The organism is Sphingomonas bacterium (assembly GCF_028289855.1).
Classification (GTDB): domain Bacteria; phylum Pseudomonadota; class Alphaproteobacteria; order Sphingomonadales; family Sphingomonadaceae; genus Sphingomonas.
Genome location: NZ_JAQGKZ010000106.1, coordinates 1 through 3212, shown reverse-complemented (window position 1 = coordinate 3212; position 3212 = coordinate 1). Strand labels below are relative to the sequence as shown.

The window sequence follows — 3212 nt, the reverse complement described above, 5'->3', positions numbered from 1 at the left end:
CGCCGTGCCGCCATTCTTCTGCGCCTCGGCGATGACGTGAAGCGCGAGCGTGGTCTTGCCCGAACTTTCCGGGCCATACACTTCGATCACGCGGCCGCGCGGCAAGCCGCCGACGCCGAGCGCGATGTCGAGCCCCAGGCTGCCGGTTGAAATCGTCTCGACCTCCATCGATTGCTTCGAGCCCAGCTTCATCGCCGAGCCCTTGCCGAACGCGCGGTCGATCTGCGCCAGCGCCGCCTCAAGCGCCTTGGCACGCTCGCCGGAGGACTTGTCGTTGCTCAGTGCCATGGGATTATCGATGACCTTCAAAGATGCCGCCATTTGGTGCCTCCATCGCCTAGTGCGAACCGCGTCCGCGTCAACCTGCTGGAGAGCGTGTATCGTGTTTGTTCTTGTGGAACAAGAGGCGAACAGAAATTATTTTCCGCTTTTGTTCTATGTTCTGCACGGAGACGCGATCGGCCCTTGCCCCCGCCCCTGTCCCGCGCGATGCTGCACCGCATGACCATCGACCTCGCCACTTTCATCGCCGGCCTGCCCAAAGCGGAGCTCCATCTCCATATCGAGGGCAGCCTGGAGCCCGAACTGATGTTCGCGCTGGCCGAGCGCAACGGGGTCGCGATCCCGTTCGCGTCGGTCGAGGAAGTCCGCGCGGCGTATAATTTCTCCAACCTGCAGGACTTCCTCGACATCTATTATGCCGGGGCGAACGTGCTGCAGACCGAGGCCGATTTTCGCGACCTCGCGGCCGCCTATTTCGACCGCGCAGCGGCGGACGGGGTAGTGCACGCTGAAATCTTCTTCGATCCGCAGACGCACACCGATCGTGGGATCGCGATGGCGACAGTGGTCGAGGGGTTGCTCGCCGGGATGGCCGCGGCGGAGGTGAAGCATGGGCTGACCTCGAAGCTGATCCTGTGTTTCCTGCGTCACCTCGACGAGGAAGCGGCGTTTGCGACGCTGGCGGCGGCAGAACCGTGGCTCGATAAGATCGCGGGGGTCGGGCTCGATTCGTCCGAGGTCGGGCATCCGCCCGAAAAGTTCGCGCGGGTGTTCGCGGCAGCGCGGGCCAAGGGGCTCAAGCTCGTGGCGCACGCCGGTGAGGAAGGGCCGCCGGACTACGTGTATCAGGCGCTCGACGTGCTCGGGATCGATCGGCTCGACCATGGCAATCGCAGCCTCGAAGATCCCGTATTGACCGCGCGGCTGGCGCGGACGGGGATGACGCTGACCGTGTGTCCGCTCTCCAACGTCAAACTCTGCAACGTCGTCTCGATCGAGGAGCATCCGATCGACCGGATGCTGCGCGAAGGGCTTCGCGCGACGATCAATTCGGACGATCCCGCCTATTTCGGCGGCTATATCGGCGCGAATTATGAAGCGGTCGCCACGGCGCGCGGGCTGGGTAAGTCCGAGCTGACGATGCTCGCGCGAAATTCGTTTCTCGGATCGTTCTTGACCGACGATGAAGCCGCCGGGCACCTCGCGCGGCTCGACGCTTTCGTGGAAGGACATTCCTGATGCCGCTCTTCACACCGATCCAGCACGAGGAATTCGTCGGACAGGTTCAGACCCTCGCCGCCGAACTGGCGAAGGATGACTGGACGCCCAGTTTCATCATCGGGATCGGGCGCGGCGGGCTCGCGCCGGCGGTGTATTTGAGCCACGCAACGGGTCTCCCGATGCTGTCGGTCGATCATTCAAGCCAGGTCGAGGACTTTTCCGACGCGCCTTTAATCCGGTTGGCGGCGCGGACGCGCGACGGCGAGCGATTGCTGTTCGTCGACGACATCAACGACACGGGTGCCACGATCGGCAAATTGCGCGCGGCGCTGGCTACGGCGGGCGCGGCGCGCGACCATGTGCGGTTCGCGACATTGCTCGACAACGACCAGTCGAAGGAGCGCGTCAATTATCGCGCGGAGGTCATCGACCGGCGGTCCCGCAAGGACTGGTTCGTGTTTCCGTGGGAATCGGTTGCGCCAGCGGAGTCGCTGGCAGCCGATGCGGCGGAAGTGCCGGAACGGATTGCTTAGTCAGCAGCCGGTTCAAAACCAATCCGTCACCCCGGACTTGATCCGGGGTCTACCTATCAGCGCACACGGCGCTTGCGGCTTGGTGGATGCCGGATCAAGTCCGGCGTGACGGTCGGGATTAGGGCGCGCGCCTTTAACCCAACCCCGCCAGCGCCTTCTCGACCCCATCCATCGTATACGGCTTGTCCAACCGCGGCCGGCCGGCATGCCCTTCGGCGATTTCGTCGCCGCCGCTCGAGAACACGAACGGGATCCCCTTCGCCGCCAGCGCGTCCGCCACGGGCCAGCTCTTCTCCCCGCCCGACAGGTTGATGTCGAGAATCACCGCGTCGATCGGTTGCTGGTCGATCACCGCCAGCGCCGACTGGACGCTATCGCAGGTTTCGACCGGCTGCTTGCCCAACGCGTCGAGGAAATCCTCGAGCATCATCGCGATCAGCGGCTCGTCCTCGACGATCAGGATACGCTCGATACTCATATCGCGCCTTTGTCAGGCAGTTGCCGCGGCGGCAAGTACATCGCGCGCGGCCTCCGCCAATTGCTGGACCGAAAACGGCTTGGGCAGGAAGGCGACATTGTCGAGGTCGATCGACTTGCGCAATTGCTCTTCGGCATAGCCCGACATGAACAGGATCGGCAGGTCGGGGCACCGCTCGCGCGCGTGGCGCACCATCGTCGGGCCGTCCATTGTCGGCATGACGACGTCGGAGATGAGGAGATCGGGCCGTTCGCCGGCTGCGAGCAATTCGAGCGCGGCCTCCCCGTTCTCGGCGGTCAGCACGGTATAGCCCTGCCGAGTCAGCGCGCGTTCGGCGACGGCGCGGACCATGTCTTCGTCCTCGACCAGCAGGATCGTGCCGGTGCCCCATAGGTCGGCTGGCTTGTCGCGCGCCTCGGCGCGTTTCACGGCGGCGGGGGTTTCGGCGGTGTGGACGGGGAAATAGATCGAGAAGGTCGCCCCCTGCCCCGGCCGGCTGTCGGCAAAGATGTACCCGCCCGATTGCTTGACGATGCCGTACACCGTGGAAAGGCCGAGACCGGTGCCCTTGCCCACTTCCTTGGTGGTGAAGAATGGCTCGAAGATCTTGGGCAGGATCTCCGGGGGTATGCCGGTGCCGGTGTCGGAGATGATCAGGCCGGTATAGTCGGCGACCGGCAGGATGTCGGAGCCGAGCG

General features: G+C 64.5%; 4 protein-coding genes and 1 pseudogene. 2 read left to right on the top strand and 3 right to left on the bottom strand.

Going from position 1 to position 3212, the window contains the following annotated elements:
* Positions 1-321: pseudogene (locus JWM94_RS12725) on the bottom strand (DNA recombination/repair protein RecA); the annotation flags it as partial.
* Between the two features lie 180 nt (positions 322-501).
* Between JWM94_RS12725 and JWM94_RS12720 the strand changes: the two are divergent.
* A complete protein-coding gene (locus tag JWM94_RS12720; RefSeq protein ID WP_299427507.1) occupies positions 502-1521 on the top strand; it encodes an adenosine deaminase in 1020 nt (339 codons plus the stop codon).
* Entirely contained in the window at positions 1521-2036 is a 516-nt protein-coding gene (locus tag JWM94_RS12715; RefSeq protein WP_299427504.1) for a phosphoribosyltransferase, read from the top strand. Before JWM94_RS12720 ends, JWM94_RS12715 begins: the two co-directional genes overlap by 1 nt.
* Positions 2037-2169: 133 nt before the next feature.
* Here JWM94_RS12715 and JWM94_RS12710 read toward each other — a convergent pair whose 3' ends face one another.
* Positions 2170-2514 carry a response regulator gene (locus tag JWM94_RS12710; protein WP_299427501.1) on the bottom strand — a complete coding sequence of 115 codons (345 nt, stop codon included), beginning with the start codon at positions 2512-2514 and terminating at the stop codon, positions 2170-2172.
* 12 nt (positions 2515-2526) lie between these two features.
* The coding region (locus tag JWM94_RS12705; protein WP_299427498.1) for a response regulator at positions 2527-3212 on the bottom strand (686 nt) is incomplete at its 5' end.

What these genes read in the sequence shown, in the direction of transcription:
- JWM94_RS12720 (WP_299427507.1), top strand. Translation starts at nt 502, where the DNA reads ATGACCATCGACCTCGCCACTTTCATCGCCGGCCTGCCCAAAGCGGAG.
- JWM94_RS12715 (WP_299427504.1), top strand. Translation starts at nt 1,521, where the DNA reads ATGCCGCTCTTCACACCGATCCAGCACGAGGAATTCGTCGGACAGGTT.
- JWM94_RS12710 (WP_299427501.1), bottom strand. Translation starts at nt 2,514, where the DNA reads ATGAGTATCGAGCGTATCCTGATCGTCGAGGACGAGCCGCTGATCGCG.